At 43.4% G+C, this 24,495-nt stretch carries 20 protein-coding genes; 3 read left to right on the top strand and 17 right to left on the bottom strand.

Translation table 11 applies throughout. The features are described 5' to 3' along the window. From ACYRYY_RS01790 to xerA, 4 genes are read right to left on the bottom strand one after another with little or no spacing between them, the layout of a single operon-like run. Positions 1–960, bottom strand: coding sequence for a PhoH family protein (locus ACYRYY_RS01790; protein ID WP_460213777.1), 960 nt, complete (start codon positions 958–960; stop codon positions 1–3). Continuing rightward, positions 957–3,608, bottom strand: a complete 2,652-nt coding sequence (locus tag ACYRYY_RS01795; protein ID WP_460213778.1) for a CBS domain-containing protein — start codon at positions 3,606–3,608, stop codon at positions 957–959. The genes ACYRYY_RS01790 and ACYRYY_RS01795 overlap by 4 nt, the downstream gene beginning before the upstream one ends. Beyond that, the gene (locus tag ACYRYY_RS01800; RefSeq protein WP_460213779.1) at positions 3,605–3,799 is read right to left on the bottom strand and encodes a hypothetical protein; all 195 of its coding nucleotides are present in this window, start codon (positions 3,797–3,799) and stop codon (positions 3,605–3,607) included. Before ACYRYY_RS01800 ends, ACYRYY_RS01795 begins: the two co-directional genes overlap by 4 nt. Further along, positions 3,796–4,698, bottom strand: a complete 903-nt coding sequence (xerA, locus tag ACYRYY_RS01805; protein WP_460213780.1) for a site-specific tyrosine recombinase/integron integrase — start codon at positions 4,696–4,698, stop codon at positions 3,796–3,798. Before xerA ends, ACYRYY_RS01800 begins: the two co-directional genes overlap by 4 nt. 507 nt (positions 4,699–5,205) lie before the next feature. On the opposite strand from xerA, the gene ACYRYY_RS01810 reads away from it, so the two are divergent. Both ACYRYY_RS01810 and ACYRYY_RS01815 read left to right on the top strand, forming a co-directional pair. Next, on the top strand, positions 5,206–7,479 hold the full coding sequence (locus ACYRYY_RS01810; RefSeq protein WP_460213781.1) for an NADP-dependent malic enzyme: 2,274 nt from the start codon (positions 5,206–5,208) through the stop codon (positions 7,477–7,479). Positions 7,480–7,646: 167 nt separating this feature from the next. After that, a complete protein-coding gene (locus tag ACYRYY_RS01815; protein WP_460213782.1) occupies positions 7,647–9,341 on the top strand; it encodes a thioredoxin domain-containing protein in 1,695 nt (564 codons plus the stop codon). Positions 9,342–9,364: 23 nt separating this feature from the next. On the opposite strand, the gene ACYRYY_RS01820 is transcribed toward ACYRYY_RS01815, so the two are convergent. The 11 genes from ACYRYY_RS01820 to ACYRYY_RS01870 form a co-directional block, all read right to left on the bottom strand. Continuing rightward, positions 9,365–9,994, bottom strand: coding sequence for a TetR/AcrR family transcriptional regulator (locus ACYRYY_RS01820; RefSeq protein WP_460213783.1), 630 nt, complete (start codon positions 9,992–9,994; stop codon positions 9,365–9,367). 275 nt (positions 9,995–10,269) lie between these two features. After that, the gene (locus tag ACYRYY_RS01825; protein ID WP_460213784.1) at positions 10,270–10,848 is read right to left on the bottom strand and encodes a LuxR C-terminal-related transcriptional regulator; all 579 of its coding nucleotides are present in this window, start codon (positions 10,846–10,848) and stop codon (positions 10,270–10,272) included. 254 nt (positions 10,849–11,102) lie between these two features. After that, positions 11,103–11,780 carry a CBS and ACT domain-containing protein gene (locus ACYRYY_RS01830; protein ID WP_460213785.1) on the bottom strand — a complete coding sequence of 226 codons (678 nt, stop codon included), beginning with the start codon at positions 11,778–11,780 and terminating at the stop codon, positions 11,103–11,105. Positions 11,781–11,789: 9 nt separating this feature from the next. Further along, the gene (locus tag ACYRYY_RS01835) at positions 11,790–12,929 is read right to left on the bottom strand and encodes a phenylacetate--CoA ligase family protein (RefSeq protein WP_460213786.1); all 1,140 of its coding nucleotides are present in this window, start codon (positions 12,927–12,929) and stop codon (positions 11,790–11,792) included. Continuing rightward, the gene (locus tag ACYRYY_RS01840; protein WP_460213787.1) at positions 12,917–13,699 is read right to left on the bottom strand and encodes an ABC transporter ATP-binding protein; all 783 of its coding nucleotides are present in this window, start codon (positions 13,697–13,699) and stop codon (positions 12,917–12,919) included. Before ACYRYY_RS01840 ends, ACYRYY_RS01835 begins: the two co-directional genes overlap by 13 nt. Continuing rightward, positions 13,699–14,844: an ABC transporter substrate-binding protein gene (locus tag ACYRYY_RS01845; protein ID WP_460213788.1), complete on the bottom strand. Its 1,146-nt coding sequence runs from the start codon at positions 14,842–14,844 to the stop codon at positions 13,699–13,701. Before ACYRYY_RS01845 ends, ACYRYY_RS01840 begins: the two co-directional genes overlap by 1 nt. A gap of 19 nt (positions 14,845–14,863) precedes the next feature. Continuing rightward, the gene (locus ACYRYY_RS01850) at positions 14,864–15,916 is read right to left on the bottom strand and encodes a branched-chain amino acid ABC transporter permease (protein ID WP_460213789.1); all 1,053 of its coding nucleotides are present in this window, start codon (positions 15,914–15,916) and stop codon (positions 14,864–14,866) included. Further along, on the bottom strand, positions 15,913–16,797 hold the full coding sequence (locus ACYRYY_RS01855; protein WP_460213790.1) for a branched-chain amino acid ABC transporter permease: 885 nt from the start codon (positions 16,795–16,797) through the stop codon (positions 15,913–15,915). The genes ACYRYY_RS01850 and ACYRYY_RS01855 overlap by 4 nt, the downstream gene beginning before the upstream one ends. Before the next feature lie 3 nt (positions 16,798–16,800). Next, positions 16,801–18,699, bottom strand: coding sequence for an AMP-binding protein (locus tag ACYRYY_RS01860; RefSeq protein WP_460213791.1), 1,899 nt, complete (start codon positions 18,697–18,699; stop codon positions 16,801–16,803). After that, on the bottom strand, positions 18,690–19,472 hold the full coding sequence (locus ACYRYY_RS01865) for an ABC transporter ATP-binding protein (protein WP_460213792.1): 783 nt from the start codon (positions 19,470–19,472) through the stop codon (positions 18,690–18,692). Before ACYRYY_RS01865 ends, ACYRYY_RS01860 begins: the two co-directional genes overlap by 10 nt. Positions 19,473–19,665: 193 nt before the next feature. Then, positions 19,666–20,427: an inositol monophosphatase family protein gene (locus ACYRYY_RS01870; protein WP_460213793.1), complete on the bottom strand. Its 762-nt coding sequence runs from the start codon at positions 20,425–20,427 to the stop codon at positions 19,666–19,668. A 93-nt stretch (positions 20,428–20,520) separates the two neighbouring features. On the opposite strand from ACYRYY_RS01870, the gene zapE reads away from it, so the two are divergent. Next, positions 20,521–21,567 carry a cell division protein ZapE gene (zapE, locus tag ACYRYY_RS01875; protein WP_460213794.1) on the top strand — a complete coding sequence of 349 codons (1,047 nt, stop codon included), beginning with the start codon at positions 20,521–20,523 and terminating at the stop codon, positions 21,565–21,567. Between the two features lie 34 nt (positions 21,568–21,601). Here the strand turns inward: zapE and ACYRYY_RS01880 are convergent, their stop codons facing one another. Continuing rightward, positions 21,602–23,530, bottom strand: a complete 1,929-nt coding sequence (locus tag ACYRYY_RS01880) for a methyl-accepting chemotaxis protein (RefSeq protein WP_460213795.1) — start codon at positions 23,528–23,530, stop codon at positions 21,602–21,604. Then, entirely contained in the window at positions 23,527–24,486 is a 960-nt protein-coding gene (locus tag ACYRYY_RS01885; protein WP_460213796.1) for a hydrogenase small subunit, read from the bottom strand. Before ACYRYY_RS01885 ends, ACYRYY_RS01880 begins: the two co-directional genes overlap by 4 nt. Positions 24,487–24,495: the final 9 nt, after the last annotated feature.

Consider the following 24,495-nt stretch of genomic DNA (forward strand, 5'->3'; position numbering starts at 1 on the left):
TTATTTTTTCTCCTCAAACACTTCATAAGCCTGAATAATTTTCTGTACCAAACTGTGTCTGACAACATCTTTCTGGCTGAATTCCACAAAGCCGATGTCGTCAATATTTTTAAGTATGTCACGGACAAGAATAAGCCCTGACTTTTTGGAGGAAGGCAGATCCACCTGTGTTATATCCCCTGTAACAACCGCTTTTGAGCGGAAGCCCAGACGGGTGAGGAACATTTTCATCTGCTCGCTTGTGGTGTTCTGAGCCTCATCAAGAATTATGAATGAGTCATTCAGAGTGCGTCCTCTCATGAACGCCAAGGGAGCAACCTCTATTATATTCTTCTCCACCAGTGCCGCCACCTGCTCTATATTCATCATGCTGTAAAGAGCATCATACAAAGGACGGAGGTATGGATTTATCTTGTCTGCTATGTCTCCGGGCAGAAAACCGAGGTTTTCCCCCGCCTCTACCGCCGGACGGGTGAGAATAATGCGACCGACTTTCTTTTTCAGGAACAAATGCACACCCATAGCCATAGCGAGATAAGTCTTCCCTGTTCCGGCAGGTCCTATGCCGAAAACAAGGTCTTTGTCCTTGATAGCCTGAAGGTATGCCTTCTGGCGGGGTGATTTCGGTGAAACACTCTTTGTTCTGCCAGAAACTTTTATGGATTCGAGGAGAATCCCGCTGACATCTATCTCCTGATCATCATCCATCATCCTCAGAGCGTCACTGACTCCTGTTTCGGTGAGTTCGCCCTTCATAGCCATCTCACGCAGATGATCGATCAGGCGCACGGCCTTCATAACGTCTGCCCTCGCCCCTTTTATTGTAAATTCATCGCCTATAACCGCTATACTCACGTCAAAAGCTGATTTTACAGCACGTAGGTGCTGGTCGCCGCTGCCGAGTATTGCCGGTATCAGCGGTTGATGGATGCTGATTGTCTCTGAATATTCCCTGCTCAAAATCTGATTCCCCTTTCCTGCGCTATTCTTTTTGCGAATGCGGCTTCCTCTTCTTTTGAGGATATTTCATGATCGAGTTTAGCCCGTTTTATTTCCTTAAAAATTTCGCCGTAAATATCCGAAGGCGGAATACCCATGACTTTCAAATCATTTCCGGTCAGCACAGGTGCAGTAAACCTATAAACCGTGAGATATTCCTTAAGAAGCCATTCATATTCCTGTCCAAGAACTGCTACAGAAGCTGTCACGGCTTCGGTCTTCATCCCTTCAAAAATATCTGTAATAGCTGACGCCTTTACGTTTTTAAGCCGTTTGATCTGCCACACAGCATATTTGAACTTATTAAATGTTTCTGCAAGATCATCATAGAGCCTTCCGGTTATTTCAAACCTTGAGGCAAGTTTCTTCATCTCCTGCTTATTTAAATCTGCAAATAGGATACAGAAACGGCTGATCCACATCTCAAGCTTGTCTTCAAACTGAAACGAGTACCATCCGTTAATCTTCTTCAAAACTGCAAATCTGTCCAGCTTGAAATCATCAATGGCAAGCTTTTCATGAAAAAATTTCAACATATCATATTTTTTCATCATCATCAGAGCATCAATGAAGTAATCTTCAGACAAAATATATTTAAGCTCAAGGTACATCCGCTGACCGACAACTCTGTCCAGCAGATTCAGCGAAACTGCATGTTTAAGCAGCTTTTCTGTGTGCGGACCAACGGCAAATCCGTAACGCACGGCAAAACGCACACCACGCAGACATCTTGAAGGGTCATCCACAAAACTAAGGCTGTGCAGAACTCTTATTTTTTTATCCTGAATATCCTTCTGCCCGCCGAAAAAATCCAGAAGCTGACCGAAGTTTTCACCTGTGAGCTTCATCGCCATGGCGTTTATGCTGAAATCACGTCTGTAAAGGTCATTGCGTATGGATGCGTTTTCAACCTCCGGTGCTGAAGCCGGGTTGGTGTAGTATTCAGTTCTGGATGTGGCAAAATCCACCCGGAAACCGTCTTTGAATATAACCACCGCAGTTTTGAACTTGAAATGTTCCGACACCTTGGCTTTTTTTATTGAGGCAAAACGCTTCGCCAGAGCAGGAGCGTCCCCCTCCACTACTATATCTATATCCATATTGGTGTTCTGCATGAGTATATCACGCACCACACCGCCCACCAGATAAGCATTAAGCCCCATCTGCTCGGCAAGACCGCCTATGTCTTCTAAGATTTTCACAACCCTTTCAGGAAGGCATGTTTTTATGAGAGAACGTATATTCTTCAGCTTCTGCGGCTGTTTCACCTGCTGATGCCGAGGCAGTTTGGTTATCTCCTCGTGCATCAGACGCAGAAGATCTGTACGGGTTATAACCCCTTCCAGTCTGTTATCTTTAACGACAGGAAGCATCTTCTGATTCAGAGAAAGCATCATCTCTTCTGCCAGATAGTAAGGAACATCCGGCTCAACAGTGCGGAACTCTATCTGCATAAGTGAGCGCACAGGTTCGCCTTTTAGCCCGTGTTTTATACCCTGCAGTATATCACGCCTTGAAATAAGCCCCACAGGGAGCCCGGCGTTATCCACAACAGGCATCATATTCAGGTTGTATTTCATGAAAAGATCCATCGCCATTTCAAATGTTCCTGTTATAGGGACTGTTTTAACAGGCGATGTCATAATATCCCTTGCCAGACGCACAGGGTGTATATTTTCGCTTATAACAATTTTTAAAAGATCCACACATTCGGTAAGGGTCATTTTCTTAACTATAGCGCTTGCTGCGCTTGGATGGCCGCCTCCGCCGAAGCGTGTCATCACCACGGAGCAGTCTATCTCATCCGCCCTGCTTCTGCCAACCAAGACAATGCGCTCACCGGCACGCACAGCAATGAACAAAGCATCCATGCTTTCCATATCCATAATGCGGTGAGCAATAACTGCTATTTCACCGACATATCTGTCAGTAGTTGCGTGTGAAAGACCTACTGTTGCGCCCTGAATATGGAAAATACTCATATTTACAAGGAGTTCGTTCATTACAAACACCTGTTCCTTGCTCATATCACGCTTAACATATTCACTGACCATCTCCAGATCAGCACCCGCCTTCAGCAGAAAAGCCGCAGCAGTCATATCCTCCGGAGTGGTGCTGGAAAATGACAGCAGTCCGGTGTCTTCGTATAATCCGAGAATCATAAGCGTTGCAAGTGCTTTATCCGGTACAAAACCAAGCGCCTTCATCTTGCGGATGATAATTGTCACAGTGGAACCGGTTTCATCTATGTATGCTTCGTCAGCTTTTATATCACGCCCGTGGGACGGGTGATGATCATACACGATTACTTTATCAGCCTTATCAATCAACCACTCCAGAGGTGCGGTACGCTCTTTCAGCTTACAGTCTGTCACTATAAGCAGCTCAAGATGCTCTATCTCTTTAAATTCACGCTCTTTTATTCGTATGACGGGAAGGCTCACATCTTCTTCGTTGTAGTAATCTTCAACATTACTTTCGTAAGACGTAACAGTAAGGACAGCATCACAGTCATGAAGAACACAAGCGGCGCATGCACTGGCAAGTGCATCAAAATCAGGGGTTTTATGGGTTATTACCGCTTTTTTTATATCTTTAAGAGGTTTCATGATTTACCTCTTGTGCGGGAAAATCTGGGATGGCATTCATTCATTATATTCCGTGTTTTGTCTGATACTACAATCCAAAATTTACCGTCCATGGAAATTTTGGATACACGCTCGCACCTTGCAAAGCAAAGCTTCGCTACACACGGTGCGCTCCCATCCTTGGGAGCGTATGCAACAACAGACGGAGTCATGATTTACCTCTTGTGCGGGAAAACCTGGGGTGACACTCATTCATGATATTTCTCGCCTTGTCTGTTGTTACATGAGTATATATTTCGGTGGTGGAGAGATCGGAATGACCAAGAAAAAGCTGGATAGTGCGGAGATCCGCCCCGTTCGTAAGCATGTGAGTGGCAAAAGAATGACGCAGAGTATGAGGAGAAACATGTTTGGTTATACCTATTTTTTCACAGTATTTCTTTACAATCATCCAGAAATATTCCCTGTCCAGTTTCTTGCCGGTTCTGCTTAAAAAAAGATATCCGTTATCGGACTCTTTGACAAAATAATCTTTCCGAACAGCAAGATAGCTTTCCATTTTTTCACGAAGACTTTCATAGAAAGGTACAAGGCGCTCTTTGCTCCCTTTACCCGTCACTTTGAAAATTCCTCTTTTCATATCTATGTCATTTAGTCTGATACTGACAAGCTCACTTACTCTTATTCCTGACGAATACATAGTCTCAAGCATTACCTGATCTCTGAAACCGAGGTGTGTAGAAACGTCAGGAGCCTTTAAAAGCTCGTCAACCTCTTTGAAATCAAGGAAAGACGGAAGCTTCTCCCATTTTTTTGGTTTAGTCACCAGTGTGACCGGATTTATCTTAAGTTCATGCTCCGTAATGAGAAAATCGAAAAAAGCACTCAGACCGGAGAGTCTCCGCAGAAGTGTTTCCACAGAACAGCCCCTTATCCTCAGCTCCGTCATGAACCCGATGATTTCCTTGAGGGAATACGGTTCTTCCCTGCTTGCTGTAAACTCATAAAAATCTTTTACATCATGAAGATAAGCCTCCACAGTGTTATCACTGGCAGAGTATTCGTACTTCAAAAATGACTCAAAAGCCTTGATATGCTTATCTTTATCCATATTCACTTTTACCACATCAGGCTCAAAGGAGCAATGGCGCTTTCTATAAGCAGAGATCAAAATAAAAAAAAAATCACTGTTAACTTATACTCAACCGTTTAACCTATCCGACTAAACAGTTTACTACCATGTGGACATATGCCCTATTTCAAAAAATTAGTGACTAATCATTTAGATTGAATCTGAACATAAAATTTAGTATAATACTAATATCAGATATTAAACCTTAATTAAGAATAATTTATTATCAAATAATAATAAAATCAATTAGTTTTTTCTATAATATATAACTTTTCATACATTCATATCATGGCATAAAAGTTTTGTTGTCAAACTCTGTTCTTAATAACAAAGATATCATTATAGTTTTTATCTATTAAACTTAAAATTAATCAATAGCTCTAAAACAGGAAAAAATAATGCACTTTTGCTTATAATATTAAAATTAGTGTTGACTATCTATGAACACAAAATTAATATTATCACAGATAAGTCAGGAGGATCTAAATGAGCAAACAGGAAAAAATAACACTGGAGGAAGTTCTCGATTACCATAAGGGCACACGTCCCGGTAAAATCGAAGTTGTTCCCACGAAACCCTGCTTCACGCAGAGAGACCTTTCCCTCGCATACACTCCGGGTGTCGCTGAACCCTGCCGTGTAATTGAAAAAAATCCCGAAGCCGTTTACGACTACACGTCCAAAGGAAACCTGGTGGCGGTTCTTTCCAATGGCACTGCGGTTCTCGGTCTCGGAAATATCGGCGCTGCTGCCGGCAAACCTGTTATGGAAGGAAAAGGCATTCTTTTCAAAAGATTTGCAGATGTTGACGTTTTCGACATAGAGATCAACTCACAGAACCCTGATGATGTTATCAAGGCATGCGAACTCCTTGAGCCCACTTTCGGCGGCATAAACCTTGAAGATATTAAAGCACCGGACTGCTTCTATATAGAAGAAGAAGTCAAAAAGAAACTCCAGATTCCCGTTTTCCACGATGACCAGCACGGAACAGCGATCATCTGCATAGCCGCTCTTCTGAACGCTCTTGAAATTGTGGACAAAAAGATAGAAGACATTGTAACTGTAATCAACGGTGCAGGAGCAGCAGGTATAGCTATCGGGAAGCTTATGCTTCTTGTCGGCGCAAGAAAAGAAAACATATTTATGTGCGATACTAAAGGTGTTGTTTATACCGGCAGAAAAGAAGGTATGAACAAATACAAAGAAGAATTCGCACTTGTTACGGATAAACGCACCCTCGAAGAAGCTGTTGACGGTTCAGACGTTTTCCTTGGTCTCTCCGCTAAGGGAGCTCTCACCAAGTCAATGGTTAAAACAATGGCAAGAACGCCCATTATCATGGCTATGGCAAATCCTGACCCTGAAATCACTCCCGAAGAGGTTGAAGAAGTCAGAGGTGATGCAGTTGTGGCGACCGGACGTTCCGACTACCCCAATCAGGTTAACAACGTTCTCGGTTTCCCCTTCATTTTCAGAGGCGCGCTTGATGTGAGAGCATCCGCTATCAATGAAGAGATGAAACTCGCCGCTGTTTACGCCCTTTCCAAGCTTGCAAAGGAAGATGTGCCCGAAAACGTATGTAAGGCTTACGGCGTAAGCAAAATAGAGTTCGGAAAAGACTACATAATACCGAAACCCTTCGACCCCAGAGTTCTTACATGGGTTGCCCCTGCTGTTGCGAAAGCCGCAATGGAAACAGGTGTGGCAAAAATGCCCATAAAAGACTTTGGTGCATACAAGGATCAGCTTGAATCAAGACTGTCATTCGCAAAAGAATTTACCCGTCAGGTAATTTCAGTTGCAAGGCAGCATCCTAAGAAAGTCGTATTCCCTGAAGGGGATTACGAGAAGATTGTAAGAGCCGCTAACAGAATCGTACTGGAAGGAATCGCCCAGCCTATCCTGCTCGGAGATGTTGAGAGGATCAAGAAGCTTGCCGCAGAAATTAATGTTGACCTTACCGGCATCGAAATTATTGACCCCAGATGCTCGGACAAAGTTGACGATTATGCGGCACAGCTTTTTGAACTGCGCGGCAGAAAAGGCATGACTCTGGCAGAATCAGTAAGACGCATGAACAAAATCACTGATTACTACGCTGCCATGATGGTTAAAAACGGAGAAGCAGACTGCCTTGTTAACGGATATTCCAGAAACTATCCTGACGCCATCAAGCCTCTGCTTGAAATTCTGCCTCTGGAGAAAAATTATACAACTCCTTCCGGTTCATACTTCATGCTGTTTAAGGACAGAATGGTTCTCTGCGCTGACACAACTGTGAACATAGACCCCACAGCAGAGCAGCTCGCACAGATCGCCCTTCAGTCTGCCGACACTCTCAGGAAGTTCCAGATTGAACCGAAAGTTGCGATGATCTCTTTCTCCAACTTCGGCTCAGTGCGTATGGACAGAACCGTCAAACTTGAGAAAGCCATCAAAATAGTTAATGAAACCGATCCAAAACTCATAATAGACGGAGATATGCAGGCGGATACAGCAGTTTACCCGCCAATAGCAAAAGAAGCATTCTCCTTCTCAAAAATCAAAGGGGACGCAAATGTTCTTGTTTTCCCCAACCTTGAAGCAGGTAACAGTGCATACAAACTTCTCTGGAGACTCGGAAGCGGTATCGCAATAGGTCCTATCCTTCAAGGGTTTGAGCATTCGGTGCATGTACTCCAGAGAGGGGTTGATGTTACCGACATAGTTAATCTGGCCGCTATTGCAGTTGTAGACTGCATTGAAAAAACAAAATAATTCCTGCCTCACCCATTAGTAAAAAAGGAGTCCCGCCGGACTCCTTTTTTAATGTTCAATTTCCTGCTTATTAAGCGTTATTATCTTGAATTAAGCGTTATTATCTTGAATTTAGCATATTCTTATGTTTAATTAGTCGGAAAGACTTATTCCAAAAGGTGATTACATTGCTTGAAAATATTCTTAAAAATGAACGAAGCATTTATCTGCTTCAGCATAAAGACAACCCTGTCGCATGGCAGCCTTGGAGCGATGCCACACTCAAACTCGCTCAGGAACAGGATAAACCCATAATGGTCAGCGTTGGCTATTCCGCCTGTCACTGGTGTCATGTAATGGAGCAGGAATCCTTTGAAGACCCTGAAATAGCCGAAGTAATCAATAAGTATTTCATACCCGTAAAGGTGGACAGAGAAGAATACCCCGATGTGGATAAACGCTATCAATTTTACCTGCAATCAACAGGCGTAAACGGCGGATGGCCGTTGAACTGTTTCCTCCTGCCCGACGGAACGCCATTCTACGGCGGAACCTATTACCCCAAAGAGCCCGGACACGGACTGCCGGCATTCAAAGAGATACTTGAGAAAATAGGTGAACTCTACCGCACTGACAGAGCCCATGTGAGACAAACGGCTAAGAACTACATCAGCTTTCTTGAGGAATTTAAAGAGGTTAAGTTTGATCTTGAACATTTTGAATCCACACCTGTAAGTGCCTTTGATAATGAATTTTACCGCATTATGGATATGGAAAACGGAGGTTTCGGAGCTGGCGCCCGCTTTCCGCAGATTCCTTCCCTGCTCTATCTTATGAAACGTTTTGAAAAGGAAAGGATTTCCGCCTTCCTTACAAAAACAGCAGATATACTCTGCTCCGGCGGAATATGCGACCATATACACGGCGGATTTTTCAGATATACGGTTGATAAGGAATGGCGTACGCCCCACTTTGAAAAGATGCTCTACGACAACGCCCTGAACGCCATATTCCTCGCACGCATGTTTGACAAAACAGACAACATGCTCTACCTGCACACTGCACGTAAAGCGATCGACTTTATAATGGAAGAGTTTAACACGGAATTCGGTCTAATATCATCCATGGATGCTGACAGTCCGGACTCCAAAGGCAAGATGGCTGAAGGCTTCTATTATAAGATATTCAATCGTGATATGGTTCTTTTCAGCGAAGAAGATAAAAAGAAGCTGTTTGAACATGTTTTTCCATACGAGGGAGTTGCGGCATTTGCCAAGGCAGATTATGAAAGCAGAATCCTTGTTCAGCCGCTGATAGACAAACTTAAAGAAGGTTCGTTATATAAGACAAAACCCGCCAAGGACAATAAAGTTATTCTTTCTCAAAATGCCTTGTTTTGTAAGGCTTTGTTAGAGTATAGCGAAACAGCAGGAGATGAATATTACTTTGAGCAGGCAAAAATGCTTCTGGGCAAACTTGAGCATTTCCTCATAGACGGAACACACCTTAACAGAATCAACTACAACGGAGATATATTCAACTACGCAACTCTGGAGGACTATGCCTTCACTGCGGATATGTATATTAAGTTCTTTGACATAACCTCAGAAAAGAGCTTCCTTGTTAAAGCAAAAACCCTTCTTGAACAAGCTTTGGAGGAATTCACAACAAACGGACTTCTTCATCTGGACAGAGCGGGCAAGGTACTTGAGACATTTGACGATTCCATGCCGTCTGCAGTGGGGTTGACTGTTGAGCTGATAATACATAATAAAGAGCGTCTGGGACTTGAGATAACCTCTGAAACAGAAAATTTTCTCGCTGACAGAGCAGTCAAGTATCCGACAGCTCATTCAACAGTTCTGAGTGCATTCACAGCCTAGAAGACTGAATCCGGCGTGTATGTTCAGCGCACGCCGGAAGCTTGCTTAATGTCTAATCTTGCAAGAAAAATATCAGAAACTGCTTCTGCTGCAAATGAGGAAGGATTCCCGTCCTCACATTCCAGTTCTGTAAGTTTTTTAGCACCGGCGCAGTATAAAAGCTGTGTCCAGAAAATGCTCATGAGAAAGGATATTTCCCTAGCATCGGCTTCAACTCCGGATTTTTCAAAAAAGTCTGTAAAATGGAGTTCAATATCTTTAAAACTATCAAACAGATAGATAAGCTGTACTTTGTCACGGCTGAACATTACCTTAGCTATCATATTTATATATGTGGCATATTTACTTTTCATCGCTTCAGCAAATATTTCTGATAATATATTCCTGAAAGTTTCGCCAGAAGGTCCTCCGCTCCCATTTTCGCAGTGTTTTTTGAATATTTCGCCAAAGTTAATACCGTTTGCAAGGAGGTGTTTTATGGTTTCATGATGAAGATTTTCCTTTGAAGAAAAATGGTACATTACAGTATTAAGCGAAACACCTGATTTTTCAGCTATTTCTCTTATCCCTACCGCATCTTTGCCTTTGTCCGCAAACAAAGCTGCGCTCAGTTCAAGAATTTTCAGTTTAGTGTCTTTCTTTTTTCTGGCCATAATTAAAAATGTCCCCCTCAAATGCACAATAACTTTCCGAACGTCAAAGATAACAAAGTTAATAGGCTGGAAGTACGCAATTTTATACAATATTTTATGTATTTTTAATATGTCAAAAAATGGGTTTTCAAGCAAGGAATAAATGTTTTGTCATTATTTATCTTTACACTTCTTAACATTAATCAAAAAGATTCTCATAATTAACTGCTGCGGTTTTTCAGCACTGGTCAGTTCGCGGAAAAACAGCGCAGTCAACCGATAAGATTGATAAATAATTATAAAAGTCCCGACTTGCAGGCGTACGTTACAAGAGAGGCAGAATTGGATAAGTTTAATTTCTGAAGCATTTTATTCCTGTGGGTGTCCACAGTGTTTTTACTGATGAAAAGTTCTTCGGCTATTTCTCTGCTGGTTTTTCCGGCAGCTATAAGCTTTAGTACCTCACACTCTCGCAATGTGAGATTTCCGATGTTGCATGAAGTGCTTCCATTACTTTTAGACTTTACTATTTTTTCAAGGTTACTGCGTGTTCTTTCAGTATCATCCTCGACAAATAAGAGATCATGAACATTATATTTCTGTACAAAATAGCTTAACAGCGGGTTATCTTCGGAAACGATAAAAACAAACCTGGCTGTTAAAAAAATTTCTCTGACCATGGCGACAAAGTCATCCGTCGCTCCTCTTGAAAAAATGTCAATAATTACAATTTCAGGGGTTATTTCCTTAATTGAAATCTGCATCTTTGCATTAACTGATTCAGATGCGAGGCAATTTAAGCCAAAATCAACTGCCATCGCCGCAATAGTTTCCCTATAGACGGTATTGGCACTGAATATTATAAAATTTTTCATACCCCACCAAAACATAAAATGCTTTTCTGCTTAAAAGATAGATGTATTCAAGATATGTGTAAATCCTCAAAAAACTGTATTTTAACATAATTTGTTAAAAAACAAGCAAAACAGCGTCTGTTTTAGTACGGATACAAAAAAATCAGGGTAAAGGATTGAAAGTAAATAATAAATATTGCCATTATGTGAACAATAAAAATTGTTCAAAGGATGTGGATGCAAGTAATAAAGAGAAAAGAGAGTTAACTAGAAATTCAAAGATCGTTCATTATATCATTCATCTCGATAACACTTGCCAGATTAAAGTCTGCTGAACGTAGATCTTTAACTGCCTCATCAATTTTACTTTGTTCACCATTAACTCTGATTACGACGTCACGAATTTCGCCTTCTGTGTTCTTAATAAAAAAAGTCGCCAAACTGACAATATTCAACCCGTGACTATCTATAATTTTCGTCATTTCAGCCAATGCACCTTTTCTGTCCTCTAACACTATGGCTATCCTTGTACTCTGATGTGAGAAACCCATAGATTCCACAAATATATCAAAGAGATCTATTGCTGTAATAATTCCTGCAAGTTCGCCGGAATCATTAATAACAGGTAAACCGCCGAAACGTTTATCACGAAGAATAAGGGCAGCTTTCTCAATGGGTGTTTCAGGATGCACTGTGATAACATTCACATTCATCGCATCCTTTACCAACGTTTTGGCAAGCAGACGCTTCATTTCGTAAACATCAAGAGAGCTTGCTTTGGATGGTGAATACTCTTTAATATCTTTTTCAGTGATAATGCCCACAAGCTTATTATTCTCAACCACAGGAAGACGCCTTATGCCGTAGTCCTTCATTGTATGTTTTGCATCAAGTATTGTCTCATTCTGAGAAATTGTTATGACTTCTCTTCTCATCCAGTTTTTTACAAACATTTGTTGCTCCTACCTGCGGTTAAGCTGTTTTCTTATGTCATTAATACTGCTTACAGAAATAGTATCATCAACTTTGATTTCAGGCAAACGCAATCCGAATACATTATAAAATGATGCGCTTATCATGTCCGTATCCCCACTGGAAACCGCAAGAGACATGGTATCTGAACCATCGGAAAGATTATAAATTTCCAGTCTGCCTGAAATTCTCTGCTCTTCACAAAACTTTTCAAACACCCAGAAGTGAATAAACACACCTTTGAACTTAACAGAAGAATCTGTTCTGCCGAAAACTCCTGCCAGCCGCCCGTTTTCGATAAACGACAAGTCTCCGGTTGCAAGACGGATAAACGGCGTTGTTTCGCTCATAAAAGTAACGACAACCTCGCCTGTCTCTCCTTCTGCTGCGGGTTTTCCATCAACCGGATCAAGAATTTCTATAAAAAGTGAATCTGTATCCGCCTTCATGCCCCGCTCACCTGCGGTTTCGTAAGCAATAAGACCAGTCTCTGCAGTGCCGTATGCCTGATAAGCTTTTATGCCGTAATCACTGAAAAGAGTGAGTTTATCATCTTCTGTTAGTTTTTCCGCCATGAGAAAAGCTTTTTCAAGCCGACCGCTGCCACCCAGTTTTTCCAGACATTTAAAAAGAAAGGTCTTAGTACCGATAAAAGCATTTGCGTTTATCAAAAGGATTGCTTCAGCCCCTTTATCACTGTCAGCCGGACCCAGAGGATACACGGCGCATCCGCATTTCTCACATGCCTCATCAGCCATATCTCCGGCAGGACTGCCGTGGTAGGAAAAAGCATTAACCGCAATGTCTCCCTCCATAAACCCAGCCGCTTCAAGAGCTTTATAAAATCGGTAATGCTCGTATCTTTCGCCTTTAACATTATAAACAGGACCCGGAGAGGTGAATATTTTTGAAACATAGCCTCCTGCAAAAATAAGGGGAAGAAGAGTTCCGGCAGAGTGCATTTCAGAAAGTTTCTGTTTTGAGAGAGGAGTGATAAACTGAAAGGTTTCATAGTCTTTTATGAGAGAAGACGATATTTCAGACCGCACAAAAGCGTCCTGAATCAGCGGATGAGCAGAGTTTTCTTTTATGAACTCCAGAACACGTTCAAAATCGCCTAGGAAAGCCATCTTTTCCTTCTCCTGTAATGTTTGACGTCCCTGAAGCTTTTCTTTTCAGACAGACCGAGATAAAACTCCTTAACATCGTCATTCGCCTTCAGTTCCTCTGTGGTGCCGTCAAGAACCACACGGCCATTCTCCATAATGTAACCATAATGAGCAGCAGAGAGCGCCATATTTGCGTTCTGCTCCACTAAAAGAATCGTTGTGCCCTCTTCCCTGTTAAGAGTAGTGATGATGTTAAAGATCTCTTTTACAAGTAGAGGGGCAAGACCAAGGGAAGGCTCATCCATGAGAATAAGCTTCGGAGCAGCCATAATCGCCCGTCCGATGGCAAGCATCTGCTGTTCGCCTCCGCTCATATATCCTGCAAGCTGGCTGCGCCTGTCCTTCAGTCGGGGAAAGTAATTATAAACACGCTCCATGGCAGTTGAAACGGTATTTCCCGGACGGGTGTAGGCTCCTGCGATGAGGTTTTCCTCAACAGTGAGATCTTTAAAGACTCTTCGTCCTTCCATAACCTGAAAAATGCCTGATTTCACTATGTCTGCGGCGTCTTTTTTATCTATCCGCTCACCGTCAAACCAGATTTCCCCATCGGTGATCTCACCGTCATCAGGACGCAGAAGACCGCTTACCGCCTTAAGAGTGGTGGTTTTGCCAGCACCGTTAGAGCCGAGCAGGGCTGCTATACTGCCCTGCTTCACCTCAAGGGAAAGCCCCTTCAATACAAGAACCACGTCATTGTAAACAACTTCGATGTTGTTGATTTTAAGCATTATTCCGCCGATATATAGTCTGTCATGGGAACAAGCTCACCGCCCTTGACCTGATACATTTTAAGGGCTCTGACACCTTTATGGCTCGCCGGAGTGAATGTAACAGGTGCTGTGAGTCCCATCGTGCTGAAATTTTTCATGCTTTCGAGGGTTTTCTTGATATTTTCGCCGCTGTAGTTGCCGTTTGACATCTTAAGGGCGTTCAGCAGAACATACATCGAGGAAAAACCCTGAATGTAGTTCACTTCCCTGTAGGTAACTTCGGGATGATATTTCTTATTAAGCTCACGCAGAAACTTTATTCCCTCAACATCCGTATCAGTCCAGAGGGTAAAGGCGTTTGTGCCGATAAAGCCTTCGGAATCCGCCCCTGTCATCTCAACCAGCTTTTTGCCGAATGTCCAGTTAAGCCCTATGAACTTCGTGGGCACATTAAGTTTTTTAGCATCTTTAAGGATTGTGGAGGTCGCCATATATGTCTGCTGAATAAACGCATAGCCGGGATTTTTTTTATTCATGTTGAGGAGCTGGCTTGTTGCATCCAGAGCCTTGAGATCCACAACCTGATTATCAGTAACCTTTATGCCAAGCTCCTTTGCGCTGTTTTCGCCGTCCGGGAAAAAGGGTGAGCGACCGAAGCTTGAATCATTGTAAATAAAAGCCACATCGGTATTACCACCCTGACTTTTGATATATTTAAGAGCGGCACGCACCTGATCGGAGTATGTTGCACCGACTATGAAGTTATAAGGAGCAGTTTTAGGATCTGTCACATGCTCTGAATATGATGCCGAGAAATAAGGAATCTTGTCTTTAGTGACCATCTTAACAAGGTTTTCGGTATCACCGGTGCCCCAGCCGTGGACAGCCACAACCTTCTCACGCATAAACTTTTTATATGCACTCAAGGCAGCGGGAATCTTGTATCCGTAATCCACATAAAGTATCTCGACCGGAGCGCCGTTTATTCCTCCGTTTTCGTTAAACCAGCGCACACAGTCTTTAATCCCTTCGCCGTAGGGTTTCCCAACATCGCCAGTTCCGCCGGATTCATCCACCAGAACCCCTATTTTTACAGGCTTAGCGGCAAATGCGCTGCCGGTGAGCAGAACAAACACAGTAAAAAGTAATATCAGCTTCTTCATAAATCTTCCTCCTTACAAATCAGTATGAAAACGGCCACAGTTTCCAGTAAGCCTTTATCAGTCTCCATCTTCTCACCATGCCTTCGGGCTCAAACATAAGAAAAAGGATTATCACAAGCCCGAACACACCCTCTTTTATTGAACCTATAATCTGCGTGAGATTAGGGTAATATCCCCCTGCCCAGTCAGAAAAGCTTTGCAGAACCTCCGGCAGTATCACAATAAAAACTGCGCCGAATATACTGCCCAGAATGCTCCCCAGACCGCCTATGATAATCATCGAGAGATACTGTATAGAAACGCCTATGGTGAAGTTTTCAGGCGTGATGATTGTTGTGTAGTATGCCCAGAGCGACCCTGCAACACCGGCGTAGAATGAACTGACGGCAAAAGCCGTAAGCTTGTAGCGGAAAAGGTTTATTCCCATCGCTTCTGCTGCTATGTAGTTATCACGAATGGAGAGGAAAGCCCTTCCTGCTCTGGTGCGCATCATGTTTACTCCGGCAAGGGTCATTATCAGACAAAGAGCAAGAGCCAGAAAGTAGAATGAGAAATCACTGTCGATCTCATATCCAGCCAGACTTGCGTAATCAATGGAGAGCCCTGTGACTCCGCCTGTGATAAACTCAAGCCTTACAAAGCCGAACTCAATTATAAACTGCGCTGCAAGTGTAGCTATGGAGAGATAAAGCCCCTTAAGCCTTAATGAAGGTATTCCGAAGAATGCTCCGAAAACAGCAGTAATCAGCCCTGCGGCGGGTATAGCCAGAAAAAAAGGAAGCCCGTAAGTGAGCGAAAGATAGCCTGCGGCATAAGCCCCCACTCCCATGAAAGCACCCTGACCGAGGGAAATAAGCCCTGTGAAGCCTGTGAGTATATTAAGCCCCACAGCACCTATTACCGCTATGAATATAAGATTCATAACGTAGAGATAATAGTCTCCGAGGAAAAACGGCACAGCGAAAAGAACCGCAATAAAGGCGTATATAAGGATTTTGGAAAAAGTTGTCTGAAAAAGCTCCGCATCCTTTTCGTAGGAGGTTTTGAAGTTGCCGCAATTGACGTAGCTCATACCTTCTCCACCGCCTTAGTGCCGAAAAGACCGTAAGGCTTAATCATAAGCACTGCGATCATAACTACATAAGGAAAAATCTCCTTCGCTCCGCCGCCTATGAGCGGATCAATGTATCCTCCGGCGAGGTTTTCCAATATACCTATTATCAGCCCGCCCACTATGGCGCCGACTATGCTGTCCAGCCCGCCGAGAATAACCACGGGAAATACCTTCAGCCCGAAGTGGGAAAGCGTGGTGTTGATCCCGTTGATGTTGCCGAGGAATATTCCGCCTACGGCAGAAACAACAGCCGCTATGCCCCATGACAGAGCAAAGATTTTTTTAACGTCAATCCCCATGGAAAGAGCTGCCTGCTGATCACTCGCCACGGCTCGCATTGCAACCCCGACCTTTGATTTCTTGAAAAACAGAGAAAATAGCACAAGAAACACCGCAACAGCCGCTATGGAGTAGATATAGACCCTGCTTATGCTCAAGCCGGCTATCATGAAAGGTTCAGATGAAAATACCTGCGGGTATGTCCTTGTGTCAGTTCCCCAGAATATCTGAACAACAGCCTTCATTACGGATGAGAGACCTATTGTCAGCATTATTATTGAGATTATGGGTTCGCCTATCATCCTGCGGAGGAACACCTTTTCTATAAAAAAGCCCATTGTGAATGAGAAAACAAGAGTGATAAGGAACGAAGCCCAGAAGGGAACATTATAGCTAACCGTAAGGTGCAGACAGATGTACGCACCCACCATAAGAAGCTCACCCTGAGCAAAGTTTACTACATCAGTCGCCTTGTAAATCAGCGTGAAGCCGAGTGCCAGAAGAGCATAAATGCTCCCTATTACTGTTCCGGTTATTATGAGCTGAACAAAAAATTCCATTCCTTAACTCTCCATCAGGTAAAGGCGCATATCAGTTTCGATTGCCCTTTCCCTGCCGTCCTGAAGCTTAATAATAGCTTTTATATGAACAGACTCCGTATCCTCGTACAAAGCCCTTGTGATTTCGCCGTATTTCTCTTCTATGAAGCTTCTGCGCACCTTACGGGTTCTGGTAAGCTCACCGTCGTCTGCATCAAGCTCCTTATAAAGAAGAACAAACTTCCTTACCCTCATTTCCGGAGGAAGCTGTTCGTTTACCGCTTTCAGCTCTTCTGCCACAAGACCATAAACCTCGTCCTTTGCGGAAAGATCGGTGTAAGTGGTGTAGGCCGTCTTGTTGTTCTCCGCCCATTTGCCCACTATGCCCATATCGATATTGAGGATAAGAGTTATGTAGTCCCGCCTGTCACCGAGAGTTACCGCTTCTTTAATATACGGGCTGAACTTGATCTTGTTCTCTATAAACTGGGGTGAAAATCTTGTACCGTCTTTCAGGTGCATGAGATCTTTCATACGGTCGATAACAACAAGCTTGCCGTTTTCATCAAAATATCCTGCATCGCCGGAATAGAGCCAGCCGTCCTTGAGGGATTCATCTGTTGCCTCGCTGTTGCCGTAATATCCGGCAAATACCGCATCACTTCGGGAAATGATCTCCCCGTCTTCAGTTATGCGTATCTCTGTCCCAGCTATGGGCGCACCAACGGAGGTAAAGTCCACATCGTCACTTCTGTGTATGCAGGAAATACCTGAAATCTCAGTCTGTCCGTATATCTGCTTGAGGTTTATGCCTAAAGCGTGGAAAAACCTGAAGGTATCCGGTCCAAGAGCCGCCCCGCCCGTCATGGCACTTCTGAGATTACTGAACCCCATACGTTCTTTCAATTTGCGGAAAAGCACCTGATAGGCAAATGCATAGCGCAGTTTCAGCATAAGCGAAGGCTGTTTTTTGCTGAATTTGGCATCGGCGTACTCATACCCTATGGGAAGAATCTTATTGTAAACAAACCGCTTGAACGGGGTCGCATCCATAATCTTAACCTGCACAGTGGACGCCATATTCTCCCAAACCCTTGGGGGAGAAAAAACAAAATCCGGACCTATCTCCTTCATATCCGCCTGAACAGTGTCGGTGCTTTCGGGAAAATTGACAGTGAAGCAGAAGCGCAGGGCACTGACAACACACATCATCTGCTCCCCTATCCACGGCAGAGGCAGAAACGACACAAACTCATCTCTGTCATTTTTGGGATCAGCTTCTGCGAGGCTTTCCGCCATGCAGATCAGGTTTTTATGGGTAAGCATTGCAAGTTTAGGGTGTCCGGTTGTACCGGAGGTGGTGCACATCACAGCCACATCATTCTCAGATATGCTTTTGAGACGCCCTTCCATATACCTTTTCACCCATTCGCTCCCTACCTTTTCACGGGTAAGAATATCTTTAAAATATATCAGCTTCGGGTCGTCATACTGATACATCCCTTTATCATCATAATAGATTATCTTTTTAACAGCAGGCAGTTCCGGCAGAAGCTCCAGAACCTTGTCAGTCTGCTCCTGATCTTCTGCTATTACCAGAGATGTACCGGATGTTTGCAGAAGATATTTGACCTCTTCCGTAACGGAGTCCTGATATATGCCGAACGGAACAGCCCCCACAAGCTGTGCGGCAAGCTCGGCGTAAACCCATTCGGGCTTGTTGTCGCCGATTATAGCCACCCTGTCCTCCGGCTTAATTCCGATATGCTCAAAGTAAAGGGCAAGCTTCACAACATTTCCGGCATAGTCCTTCCAGTCCGATTTTTGCCAGATGCCGTAATCCTTCTCACGGACAGCGGTTTTATCCGGCGTTTCCATGAAGTTTTTATAGAGATAAAAAGGGAGAGTTCTGTCTAATACCATTGCTCCTCCCCAAGATAAGCAGCGATTACGTCAGGGTGCGATGAAATCTCATCCGGTGCGCCTTCTCTGCATATTTTTTCACCGAAATTAACCGCAACAACCCTTGAGGATATATCCATAACAACCTTCATATCATGCTCGATGAGAATGATCGTCACTCCCGCCTCTTCATTGATGTCGATTATAAACCTTGCCATATCCTCTGTTTCTTCGCTGTTCATCCCCGCCATGGGTTCATCCAGCAGAAGAAGCCGGGGCTCAAGGCAGAGCGCCCTCGCCAGCTCCACACGCTTCTGCAAGCCGTAGGACAGCTCAAAAACATGCTTCTTGCGTATATGGGTAAGCCGCAGGAAATCTATAACTTTCTCCACACGCTTGCGGTGTTCAATCTCCTCTCTCCTTGCTTTTCCGAAGTACAGCATGGATGAGAGAAGACCGTATTTTATGAAAATGTGCCTTGAAAGCATTAGATTATCGAGAACTGTCATCCCCTTGAAGAGTTCAAGGTTCTGAAATGTGCGTACTATACCCATCTGCGGGCGTTTATGCACCGGAGAGTTTGTTATATCCGCCCCGTCGTAGATGATTTTACCCTTAGTCGGCGGATAAATACCTGTGATTGTATTAAGGATGCTGGTTTTCCCCGCCCCGTTAGGTCCGATTATTGAGAATATTTCACCCTCGTAAACCTGAAAGCGTACTCCGGCTATTGCCTGTATTCCGCCGAAACTGAGATAAATATTGTCAAAGTTCAATAAAGGCTTTTTTTCCATATACTTCCTTGCTTCTGCATCTCTTGGTCAGCCGCTCAAATAAACTCTGGCAGAAATTTAACACGGTGTTCTGCTCAAGTCAAAGTAATTTTAGCCATATTAAAATTTATTACGGCACACTTAACACGATGGCTGAAATAAATAAATTATAGCTGAACAGACGATTGATGAATCAAACGAAGCTATTCTTTTTTCAGCATTTTATCATCTCAAGCATATCCTCATGGATGAGCCCGTTTGAAGCCATGATGAAGTCACCGGTTATACGGTGCTTTCCGCCGTTCAGAGCAGTTACTTTTCCGCCGGCTTCCTGCACTATGCAGATACCGCCCGCCACATCCCACGGCTTTAGGTTAAATTCGTAATAGCAGTCGAAAGTTCCTTTTGCAGTATAACATAAATCAAGCGCCGCAGAGCCTGCCCTGCGTATTCCTCTGGTTCCGCTTAAAACTCTGCCAAGCATGGAAAGAACGTCCGGGCATTTTCGTTCAACAATTGAGTAAGGGAAACCTGTGGCAATGAGAGATTTTTTTGTTTCTGATGTTTCAGAGACCTTGATCCTTTCGTTATTTAAAAATGCCCCTGCCCCTTTTTCGGCGCAAAACATTTCATCAAGCACAGGGTTGTAAACAAGCCCTCTCACAGCCTCACCGTTTTCATAAAAACCAATGGAAATTGCCGTAAAAGGAAAGGCATGGACAAAGTTAGTAGTGCCGTCTATGGGGTCTATATATATCGCTTTTTCCGGTTCTTCCTTCCCTGTGGCGGATTCCTCGCCTATTATAGTATGAGCGGGGTAAAGAGGAGCGAGCTTCTTTTTGAGAAAATTTTCAACAGCCACATCATATTCCGTCACCAGATCTATGCTTCCTTTATATTTCACTTCTTTATTCTTTTTAAAACCGTCTTTTATAATCTCACCCGCTTCGAGAGCGGCTTTTATCAAAGCTTCCATTACTCCTCCGGAAAATTTTAATAATTTAACACTTGCAGAAATCAAACCTTTCCGCTAATTTTTCAAATCTGTTATTTACGGGGGATTATTACCTTGAGCAGCACCGGAAACTACATCGACATAAACAAAATAAGTTTCAATGTATCAATAGAGGAGTGTTTTGCAAACCTCAAGCCGCATCCGAAATTTTCAGGATGCACATTTGACAATTACATTCCCGATGAAAATTTCCCCTCACAGCACTATATCAAAAATCTGCTGAAAGAGACAGTCGAGATAATGAAAAAGAAGAATGAAAAGCCTGTCAAAAAAGGATTTTCATTCTTTAAACCAAAAAACACATTTGAAAAACCCCTAAACATTTATATTGACGGAAGTTACGGAATCGGCAAAACACACCTTCTCAGCGCCACATACAACATGACAGACATGAAAAAAGCCTTTATGAGCTTTTCTGAAATGAATTATTTTTTCCATTACCTTGGGGTGGAAAAATGCATTGAGGAATTCTCCAAGCTTGATCTTCTTCTTGTGGATGAATTTGAGCTGGATGATCCTGCTATGTGTCTGATAATGGTTCGTTTCTTTAAAGAGGTAAATAAAGACACGTTGATCGTGACTACGTCAAACACCCTGCCCACCGAGCTTGGCAAGCTGCGCTTTCAGGTGGACAGGTTTGAAAAAGAGATGGGAGTAATAGCCTCTACCTTCAAAACAGTAGTTGTTGAAGGTGAAGATTACCGCAAAAAGCACAAAACATGGAAACGCAATATCTCCACAGAGTCGTTCTTTGACTCGTTCAATAACTACAAATGCGAAAGCAAAGCAAAAACACGCACCGATTTTGACAAACTTATGAAAATACTTTCTGATAATCATCCTTTCAGATACTTCATGATTCCTTCAAACTGTGAGGCGATATTCATTGACGGGCTTACACCGTTTAAAGACCTCAACAATGCACTGCGGTTCAACCATCTTATTGATCACTGCTACTACTACAATACAAAGCTTTTTATCAAGTCTGACTATGAGTTGAAAGATTTATTTTCTGTTGAGATGCTGGAATCACCCTTTGAAAAGAAGCTGAAAAGGTGTCTTTCGAGGCTGGATGAGCTTGCGGTGTTCTACAGAAGCTGATTAAGCCACCCGCAGAACACCTTCGCTCAGTATATTAAGAATACTTGTTTATCATTACATTCAGCTTGCCGATAAAGTTTTCAATCTCACTCTGAAGAGCATCAAGCTCGTCAGCAGGATTTTCTTTTCTCTCAAGCATATTTTTAATTTTCTGCGCCATGGCATGTATATTTCTGTGCGGAGCATCCAGAGCGGCAAAGTCTGAGTCACGCCCGAACTGTTCCTCACCCTCTCCTCTCATGAACTTGGTAAAATCACACTCTTCAAATGATTTGATATTTACACGCTCATTGTACATATAACCGTGGTAAACAGCCTTCATCATAAGAACATGGCTTGCCTTGGCATGGATAAACGGAATTATTTTAGCATCAAGGGTAAACTTTTTAAGTTCGGATTCAGACTCGTCAAGCTGCTGAACGACAACCTCAACACCTTTTACCATTTTATCTATTCCGCCGGAGTTCATTTCACTCATTTTGGCAACATCTTCAATATTAACAGCAATCTGCGATGTTGCTGCTGACTGCTGCTGAACAGCAGTAGCAATGTGCATGAGAAGACCGTTAAGCTCCTCCACAGACGCTTTGATGTCCATGAATTTTTCATTAGCGGTTATGACCTTGCTTCCCTGAAGGTTGACTATATCAAGGGCTTTCCCTGCGTTAGAGACAGCCATCTGCACCTTTGACTGCATAGAGCTTACCACATCGGTAATATCTGCTGCGGATTTGTGTGTTTTTTCGGCAAGCTTACGGACCTCATCAGCAACAACGGCAAAGCCCCTGCCCGCTTCACCTGCCCTTGCCGCTTCGATAGCTGCGTTCAGGGCGAGAAGGTTTGTCTGTTCTGTAATATCAGTTATCACCTGAACAATTTCACCGACTTCAGTTGATGATTTCAGCAGATCCTGCATATCATCAGCCAGTGTATTAACAAGCCCGCTTACGTTTGTGGCAAGCTTTGTTGTCTCCTGCATAGCTTCCCCGCCGTCTTCAGAAAGGCGGAGGGTTTCGTCCGCTTTGGTGGATGAGTTTTGTATGTTTTCTGCTGAATCACGCACAGTGGCACTTACTTCCTCACTGGCGGCAGCAACCTCCCCAGCAAGGCGAAGGGTTTCATCGTTCATCTTCTTAATGCGCATAGCAGAAAGAGACAAAGGCAGAACCTGTTCCATAACATTGGAGATTGACTTGAACGTTCCGGTTATGTCACGTCCGATAGTTTCCATAAATTTATTATAACGTGCGGCAATTTCACCCATTTCATCCCGTGAGGCTATATCTGACTTGAGGCTCAAATCAAGGTTTTCCGCCGCACTGACTATCGTATTCTGAAGTCTGTTAACATTTCTGATAACCAGTTTATTAACAAGGAAATAGATGATAAACACCAGTGCCGCACCGCAAATAAGCACAAAAATGTCAGATATATACGACATACGCTGCACATTTATGAGCGCATCACGTTTAAGCTTTACAAGATAATATGAATTTACTTTATCCTCTTCCCAGTCTGTATGACAGCGCAGGCAGTATCCTATGGTTTTAACAGGAAAGTGGTAAACCACATTGCCGTTGTCGTTAAAGCTCTCCTCGTGTTCAGGATTAAAATTATGCTGAACCTTCGTGCCGACTTTGCCGGGTTCTGATGAATAAGCCACCAAACCGTCCGTATGCACAAGGGAAAACTCCGCCACATCATGATATTTTCCTATTTCGGAGATCATGTTTTTAAAAACATGCATATTCCCTTTTTTGAGGGAATCATAGGTGGACATGAAGATCATATCCTTAAGCTGGTTCATGTAGCCGGAAAGAGCAGTTTCAACACGGTGAAGCCTTATACTGTCAAGCACAAGCACACCGAACACAGTAACAGCCACAAGCAGAGAGGATGCTATAGCCATTTTTACATTAAGGGAAAGACCATCCAGATAGCGCATAAAATTCTTAAAACTCATCTGCGCCCTCCTTTTTCAGAGTATGTTTTAAACTCACTCCACGGAACATCCTCAACATTTTTAGCTTCAATGTATATATCAGAAGAGAAAGGCCATTTTTCATTAACACAGCCAACACAGGGAGCGTTGCTCTCCACGCAGACATTCACACTGCCGTTCCATCTTCTCGTGGGGCAGTCAGCCTTTGTTATTGTTCCTCTGCACCCTTTTTTTAAGAGGCAGGAATGTTTGTCTGTATTGTAGTCTTCAAGATAGATATCCTGTGAGAAATACTGAAAACGAGGACAGTTGTTGTGTATCAGCTCGCAGAAGTATTTTACAGGTATGCCGTCTTTCAGCTCCGGCAGTTTTCCTGTGGCGATGAGATAAGCAACAGTGCCCATAAACCTGTCAGGCTGTATGGGACATCCGGGGATTTTCACCACAGGTTTTTTGATGCCCACCATCTGCATATATTTTTCCACAGACACAGCGCCGGTTTCATTCATTCCCGAAGCGGGTATTCCACCAAAGCAGGAGCAGGAGCCGCAGGCAATAACCGCAGCCGCTTTTTCCATATGCTTTTTAAGCTCATCGTATAAAGTATGCTCGCCAAGCATGCAGGCTTTTTTCATCTTGACCGGGATACTGCCTTCAACCACAAGCACATGTCCGCCCTTCGCCGATACGGTGTCAAGTATCTTAAGATAGCTTTCACCCTGACTGAAAGAAAGGTTGGGATGAACCTGAAGCCGGATAAGCTTCATAATAAAGTCTATAAAGTTTGTTTCATTGCCATATGTCAGGGATATGGAACAGCCTGTGCAGCTCTGCCCCTGAATGAAAGAGACCAGAGGTCTGTCGGATGCGGCTATCTTCATGAAGCCTTCGGCAACATCCGTACCGAACATCTCCACTCCGAACGCAGCAACTGAAACATCTCTGCATCTTTTGAGAAATTCTCTTCTGCTTATCATATCTAAACC

The sequence above is a fragment of the Geovibrio sp. ADMFC3 genome (genome assembly GCF_054687035.1).